This window comes from Bacteroidales bacterium, assembly GCA_031275285.1.
GTDB lineage: Bacteria > Bacteroidota > Bacteroidia > Bacteroidales > UBA4181 > JAIRLS01.
The window spans coordinates 19,346-27,999 of sequence record JAISOY010000004.1; the positions used below are offsets into that span (position 1 = coordinate 19,346).

The following is an 8,654-nucleotide window of genomic DNA, read 5'->3' on the forward strand; positions in this document are numbered from 1 at the left end:
AATGTGATACTGATTTTAGATGTATTACTTAAAGTACAAAGATAAAGAAAAGAACAAAAGAAGACATAAATAAAAAAGCCCTGTTAAGATTAACAGGGCTTCGTATTTGCCTAAAAATCATTATTGTATGATTAGTTTTTGCTGGACATTCAATTCCCTGACGCGCAAAATGTAAGTTCCTTTTGATTGTCCGGAAATATCAATCAGGGTTTCTGACGTCCCGGCTCCTACGGGAACCACATTTTTGTATACAAGTTTACCTGCCATATTGAATATTTCCACATTCAGGGACATATCTTTTTCCTGGCTCCATTGGATATAGAACCTTCCATCGGACGGATTCGGATATAGCTTGAGTTCATTGGCATCCTTATTCCTGATACCGGTTTTTATATCTACTTCATCCATCGTTCCCAATGAACAATCATTTTTATCCCATATCTCTATTCCATACCTTGCAGGTAATAAGTTACCGAATGTATTCGGACTTGTGGTAAGTATATCCGCAACCAGTTCACTATTTGACTTTAACACAAATTTGTATTTATCACCATCGAACGGGGTGCCTCCGGATACTTTTACAGTCAATGCTCCATCAGCAACAGTCTGTCCGCTGGCTGATTTCATATCAACAGAAACATCGATCTGATCCGGCCTGGTAATCAGGACTGTAGGTGTGGTGACCGTACAGCCATTGGTATCTACAACGGCTACATAATAGGAACCGGCCTCCAGATTATTGAATACGGCACTTGTTTCTTCCTTGAAAAGCGTACCACCTTTATACAGGCTGAAGCTTTTCATCTCGGCAGCGTGGGAAGATGAAGCGTTGACAATAAGCATGGATTTGTCTTTAAAGCATTTGATTTCCGTAGCTACAGCTCCGGCCGTTAATGAATTCTTTTCTACGTCAACATTCTTCGGATCGATCATACATCCGTTTTTATCTTTTACATTGATGGTGTATTGATCGGCTGTTAATCCGGAGAATTTATAGGTCGAAGCGTATTGTGATTCCGAATAACTTCCTCCGGAAGAGAAACTGTAAGGAGCAATACCTCCGGTAACGGTGATCTGTATGGTTCCGTCCGGAGCTTTACAGCTTTCAGGTTTAATTTTCAGATCACCTGAAACCAATAATTTTTCCGGTTGATTGATCACAATGGGAGACATTTCCTTTAGGCAATTGTAATCATCCCTGACGGAAAGCTTATAGCTTTTGGCTTTCAGTCCTGCAAATATGGGACTAGTTCCGTTATCGATAGGACTGGTTCCGTCAATATTACTTAAGGTATATTTATAGGTGGACGATATAGTGCCCCCTATTACTTCTGTAACATTGATACTTCCGTTGGATTCATCAAAGCAAACCACATCCGTAGGTGTTACAGTTTTTATTTCGATATCTGCAGGTTGAGTGATCTCTAATGCACCTGAATTAGCTGTACATTGATTGTTGTCTTCAACAGTGACAGAGTAAAATCCGGGTACTAAGCCTTCAAAAGTGCCTGATGCCTGTGTATGTGTAACCGAACTGTATGTTAAGGAATATTGATAAGGATTCTGTGCATCGGCTTTTCCTCCTTTAGCCGCTACGATCACTTTACCTGTAAGGTTTCCGTAGCATTTGATGTCTTCTTTGGTACGTGTTTCAAATTCAAGCACATCAGGTTCTCCGATCGTTACATTGCTTAAGGGAGAAGGTGTACATTTGGTCACGTCATCTTTGATGGATATAGCATAGGTTCCTTTGATCAGGCCTTCCATTTTATAAGGATTGGTTCCTGTGGCTGTATGGATAGCGCTTGAGGCTGTGTTGGTTGCAGTGACTGTATAATTCCCTGAACCTCCTGATACGGAAGCAATGGATATTTCTCCGGTACCTTCCCCATTACAAAGTACATCCTTCGGAGTTACGGAACCTGTCAAAATTTCGGGGAACAGGATCAATTCGATAGGCTCGGGATAATCGTATACACAACCGTTGGCCTGTTCCATAACCTTGGCCTGATATGTGCCTGCCGGTAGGTTATTGAATCTCCCGGTAATATTTTGTGGAGGATTATTACCTCCGGTAAGCGTATAAGTATATCTTCCGGCAGTACCTCCGGTTAAGTTAAAATGAATGTAACCGCTGTTGGTAGTACCATAACATAAGCTTGAGGAATCAGCTACAGATAACCCGAATTCAGTACCTACATTGGGGACAACTATTTCATAAGGATAGGCGTAAGCGCATGTCTGCATCCCATTGACATTATCGGTCAGTTCGAGTTTATAGGTGCCTGCCAACAGGCCGGAAATCTGTATCCTGTCGGAGAAATTACCATTCTTTATGGGCGTATAACCGTCATCCTCATTTTTAATGAATAATTCGTAATCCAAAGAGGTGCCGTCTCCATAAGCCGCAATAGTTATTTTTCCGGATGCTTCTCCGTAACACAATGCTCCGGATGTTTTTACGGATTGAACCACAATCGGGTCGGGTTGTTCGATGGTAATGGTATCTGATAACATGCATGTACTACCTATCTCACCGGCCAAGACCGCGTAGGTACCGGCAGACGCCCTGTCATCAAAAATAAAATCTTCATTTGTCCCCTGACCATCTCCTAAAGATTTACGTTGAACTGTAGCCCCAGTCACAGCGTCAACTAAAGAGAACCACTCTCCTTTTTCAGGATCACTAACATTGACCTTTACCACTCCTTGATCACCGGAAGGGATTATGTTGGCAGGGTTACAAGTATAATCGCCAGCAGAGACAGTTATAGTGGCTCCTGTTTCAATAGGTGAAATAGAAATGATATAACTTGTTTCACAGGTTGCATCCTCTTTAAACCTTACTTTGATAGTATATTGTCCTACAGGACAATTAACAAACATAGCCGTATCAATAGGGCCGTCTCTCCAATCCCTGAAATATATTTGACTTTGATTTGAAGGAATTATTCCCCTGGCATAATATTCCAAATCTTTTCTGGAAGGATTATTTATCGAGATTTCCATCGCTCCGGTTTCTCCTGAGTTACAAGTCAATGTGGGAGTGGTGATCTTTTTAAAAGACAATGATTGAGGCGCTTCTATCGTGAAAGATAGATCTTTGCTGCAATAACCGTCATTATATAATACAGTAGTAGTATATTTACCCGTATCCAAACTGGCAAAATGATTGGTGGTTTGATTGGCTACTTCGCCAAAACCATCTTTCATCAATATATAAGATGATGGGATAATACCTCCTTTCACATCTATTTTGATCTCACCATTTTTAGCCAGTGCGTTACATCCTGAAACATGCTTGAAATCAAATGTATCTATAGCAATAATAGGGCAAGCTTTAGCAAGATATGTATCAATACCTTGGTTGGTATAAGTATCATCTCCAATAGTGATACCTGAATTGAACCCCCCTATTATTTTAAATCCTTTTGCTGAAAAGACAATCCCCTTTGTGTCAGATGCACCTGATATCCCGGGAACTGCACCTACCGCATTGAAAGACTTATCTTCATCATCCATCATATATGAAGCCACAAACATACCTGCTGTTACCACATCTTTATTAAAAGTAACTGTTCCATTAATTTTCCCGGTAATATATAATACATCGTTTTGCAGTTCCAAACCATATAGATTATTATCCCCGGTTGATGAAATGGATGTTCCATAAATGGAATTATTATCAATAGAATTTGCCAAAGGATTAGTTGAAATGATATAAATATCCTTAGATCCTGAAGTATGGTTTAATCCTAAAGATTTGCCGGCAAAGGCCAGATCCCCATTTTCAAATAACCCAGCCATGAACAAAACACCTTTCGAATCCATTTTTATGGATTTTACTGAGGTCGGACTTGAACTTGAACTGATCTCCGCCCACTGATATTTTCCGTTTGTATCTAATGAGATTAGTTGGATGTAGTTTACAGTAGATGGAGATTGTATTTCATAACTTGTCTCAGTTGCATCTTTAATATTGATATTCCCTTTTCCGGTATTTACAACATAATAATTATCATCTGTTGCTACCACGTTACTGACCAATGAAGAATTACTAAAACTGGTATGCCATAAATAATTTCCGTTTGTGTCATATTTGGCAAGAAATCCCACCGCTCCAGTTAAAACAGTATTATCAAAAGGCGGGAATCCGGCATCTCCGAAGATAAGAGTTCCACTGACCAGTATATTACCTGAATTATCTGTAGACAATCCGGTAAGAAGCAGCATTCCGGTTCCACCTACGATGTGAAAAGCCTGCAACGCTGTACCGGTTTGTTTATCATATTTTGCTAAAAAAATATCTGTATTACCCAACGATACCAAAGTATCTTTTCCGATAATACAGGAATCGCTAAAACATCCGGCAACAAACAGAGCTTCGTCGGTTAAGGTGAGATTTGATACGTAATCGGTTTGCTTAGAGCCGATAGTTGTATGCCAGAGTTCTTCATTATTATCATCATATTTTATGACGAAAATATCAGCTGCTCCTTTAGATACAACTGTTTCTGTTAAAAACTTTATTTCTTGGGTGAAATTTCCTGACACATAGGTATTTTGAAGTTCATCAGCTATAATAGCTTCTGAAATTTCATTTCCTGCACCGGAAATATGAACACTTCCCATCCATTGTTGAGAAAACAAGGAATGGGAGATAAAAAGTGAACAATAAATTAATAGTAAATATTTTTTCATGTTTTTAAGATATCAAGACTCTGCTCCAAAATCATAACCTTCAGCTTCACTCCAAGTAGGAGTTGTACCCCCATGAGTTTTCCTTTGATCCAAAACTTCCAACATAGGCCTTACCCATGTCTTTCTTTGTTCAATTTTTATATCTTTATTATCCATCTTATTTTTAATTTTCTGATCCATAACCACTCGCAAAGATAATAGATTATTTATTAATATGTATTATACGTTTATGTCAATAAAAAGTTATAAAAAATGTAAATATTTATTGCTTTCAGGAGGATAATGATGAGATAAATAAATGAATACTTGAACAGGTAGGCGTGTTTTAAATTAATAGGTGCGCTTTAGAGTTGAATATTTTTTATGTAAACTAAATCTAGATAATGCAAAAAGAATTGCTTTTGGGCAACTCTTTTTGCATTATAAATATGTAATGTGATCAATAAATATATTCCATCTTATCGGCTGCTTCCGAGACATTTTTAATTGGGATCAGGGTAAAACTCCAGGTATAATCCTGATTGGCAGGGATCATGTATTCCCCAAAAGGGCGTGCCCCCCAGCTGTTGTATCCGGCGACTCCCTGCTGTTTCATATCTACACATACTTCCACAAAATTACGAGGATGGATGTCATTGATATGCGTCATCTTCCTCAGTCTGTTTTTTGCTTTTTCAGGATTTTTATCGGCAATTTCTTCCGGTGTGAAATTAGACCACTGGTAATCATGTGTCGATTCCTCGGAATCAAAATCTTCGATAGAATTCCTTAGCGCATTGAATCCGACTGTTCTTTCGGCAGCGATCAATAATCCACGTCCTTTTTCGGTGAGTGCGATCCAGCGGGTATCAGTATGGTGTCCGTTTTCCTGCGGTCGGACATAGGGATAATACATTTTTCCGGCCGTGGTTTTGTATTCCCCGACAAGTGTTCCAGCATACCGGTCAACATAATTTTCTTCAGGTCCCCGGCCGAAATATTGAATATTTTCCATACTTACAGGTAAACGGAAACGTACACCGATCCTGGGAACTTCAAGGCCTTCGGATGCTTTACGTGCCGCGGATACGTCAGGGCTGAATGTTGCCGTGCGGGTAGCTTCGGAGACATCCGTTTTCTCAGCTTCCATAGCGGTTGAGGTAAAGTGCGCTTTTACATTCACTTCACCACCCGGATAGATCTTATAAGTAACAATGTAAAGATTTCCTGCTGCCAGCAGATAATTGGCCGTTATTACGGCCTGGTTTCCGGATTTTTCAATCTTTGCATCCACCACATTAAAGTCTTTGCTGGACTTTTTCCATATCTGTAGCCTTGCCGGAGCGCCGTTCCCATAATCATTATCAGTCGGACCCCTCCAGAAATTAGGCTGTATGCCGAAACCATCCGGGAAATATTCCTTGCCATCCACGTTATAGGAACTGACAACGCCCGTCTTTTTATCAAAAACGAATTGTACTTTAGAAGAAGTCGCAGTCAATGTGTTTCCAGCTTCGCTAACTTTCAACTCAGGTCCTTTGGCAGAAAAATGCTTCTTATCCGCATTGACGGGTAATTTGAATTGGTCGTATGCAATGATGTGTCCTTCAGGGATCAATGGTTCCGCAGTTTTAGCGGTTACTTCGAAATTGATGAAATATTCGGTTCCTGCTTTCGGTTTCAGGGATGATACGGGAATGGTCACTACCTGCGATGACTGAGGGGATAAGTCTAACGGTAAGACCGCTTCCTTTACTTTTTGTCCGTTGGCCATGATCCGGTATTTTACAGTATATTTAGAAAGGTTCGTAAAATAGAACCTGTTGGTGATCTTAATGCTTCCCTTCTGCAGGTCTTCTGCCTCAAATCCCACATTTTGGTGGGCATACTTCACCTCAGCCATTGCCGGATGAGGATTCCTGTCCGGATTAACCAGTCCGTTACAGAGGAAATTACCGTCACTGGGTGCGTTTACGCCAAAATCGCCGCCATAAGCCCAGTATCCGCCATCTTTATCCACCCAGATGCCCTGGTCTACCCAATCCCAGATATAACCACCACCCAGGTTCGGATATTTGTAGATGGCTTTCCATTGATCCCACAGATTCCCGTTTGAATTTCCCATAGCATGTGAATATTCAGAAGGAACTACCGGCCGGTCGCTACCGTCGGCGCCTGTTTTTTCCAGCCATGCCGCACTCGGGTATTGGGGCACATACATGTCTGAATTCCATTCCCATTGCGCCCTCTCATAGCAAACAGGACGTTCCATTTTTCCTTTTTCTTTTTCTTTTACCCATAAATAGGTCTGGTAGAAGTTATATCCGTTCCCAGCTTCATTTCCCAATGACCAGATCGCAACAGAAGGAAAATTTTTGCTTCTTTCATACATGTTGATGGTCCGGTCCATGTGTGCTTTTAGCCAGTCGGGATTATTTCCCAGTGTTCCACCTTTGCGGAGGTTATAATACATCCCGTGCGATTCAATATTGGCTTCATCATATACATATAAGCCATATTCGTCACATAATTCGTAGAAACGGCGTCCCTGCGGATAATGACACAGGCGAACAGTATTCAGGTTGTGTTGCTTCATTAATTCAAAATCTTTCCGCATGGTTTCTTCAGTGACATAATGACCGGTTTTCGGGTCATGTTCATGAATGTTCACCCCTTTCAGTTTAATGGGTTGTCCGTTCACCATAAATGCCCGGTAAGGCTCGCCTTTGGCATCTTTTTGCGCGACCTCTTTGATCTCGATCCTGCGGAATCCCACATGATAAGGGACTATTTCGACGATCTTTCCGTCTTTCTCAATACTTATCAGCATTTTGTAGAGTTGCGGATTTTCTGATGTCCAGGTGGAAACGTTTTTGATGGTTTCGGAAAAACCAATAGTCATTGAGCTTCGGGGAATCTGTTTCATATCCCGTGAACCGGACGCTACTACCGTCCCCTTACTGTCCATCAGTTCATAACTGGCTTTCAGTTGTGCAGTAGCAGATTGTGCGTTGTTCTCAATATCCATTTCCAACCGGAATATCCCATCCTTATAGGTATCATCCAGAGTCGATACTACCCTGAAATCTTTCAAAGCGGTTTTGGGTTGTGACCACAAGTAAACATCCCTTTCAATACCACTGATGCGCCAGAAATCCTGACATTCGAGATACGAACCCGTACTCCAGCGGAATATTTTCAGGGTCAACACATTTTTTCCCGCTTTTACATAGGGGTTGATATAATACTCTGCCGTAGTTTTGGAGTCTTCATTGTATCCTACTTCTTTGCCGTTGATGTATACATATACACCGGATTTCGCGCCGTCGATATTCAGATAGATATCCCTATCCATCCAATCATCGGGAATTTCAATATCCCTGCGGTAAACTCCCACAGGATTTTCTTCCGGCAGGATAGGCGGAACCGGATTGCGCGGCTTGAATTCATACCCATGGTTGGTATAGATGGCAACGCCATAACCCTGTACTTCCCAGTTGCCCGGAACTTTTATGTCTTTCCATGATGCTGTGGAAACAGAAGGATCTGTAATATTGTCCGGCAGATTTTTATAAGTATCTACAAAATAAAATTTCCAGGTACCGTTCAGTAACTGATAATACTTACTGTTCTCATATTTAAAGGTCAATGCGCTTTCCCGTGTGTCATAAGTCATAAATGCGCTGCGGGGATATCTTCTGTTTACTTCCACCACCTGGACATCCTGCCAGTAAGGAAGCGCTGAAACAGCAGCAGTGTTGGGATCTTTACTGTCTAATTCCACAATCTCTACATTCTGTCCGTAAAGAAAGGATGGTGCAGATACAGATATTACTGCAATGCAGCATAATAAAAATATTTTTTTCATCTGGGTATAATTTAATTTTTAAGATCAGATGGAATGTCCATACATAATTATTACGGTTGGTGCACCTTAGTGCATGGACATTTCATGAATGGGTATAATTGATGTT

The 8,654-nt window shown here is 40.8% G+C and carries 3 protein-coding genes; all 3 read right to left on the reverse strand.

What is annotated here, in order from left to right; genetic code table 11:
• Window positions 1–120: 120 nt before the first annotated feature.
• Entirely contained in the window at window positions 121–4,701 is a 4,581-nt protein-coding gene (locus tag LBQ60_00750) for a T9SS type A sorting domain-containing protein (GenBank protein ID MDR2036430.1), read from the reverse strand.
• A gap of 12 nt (window positions 4,702–4,713) precedes the next feature.
• A complete protein-coding gene (locus LBQ60_00755) occupies window positions 4,714–4,881 on the reverse strand; it encodes a hypothetical protein (protein MDR2036431.1) in 168 nt (55 codons plus the stop codon).
• A 259-nt stretch (window positions 4,882–5,140) separates the two neighbouring features.
• Window positions 5,141–8,548, reverse strand: a complete 3,408-nt coding sequence (locus tag LBQ60_00760) for a DUF4981 domain-containing protein (protein MDR2036432.1) — start codon at window positions 8,546–8,548, stop codon at window positions 5,141–5,143.
• Window positions 8,549–8,654 lie beyond the last annotated feature (106 nt).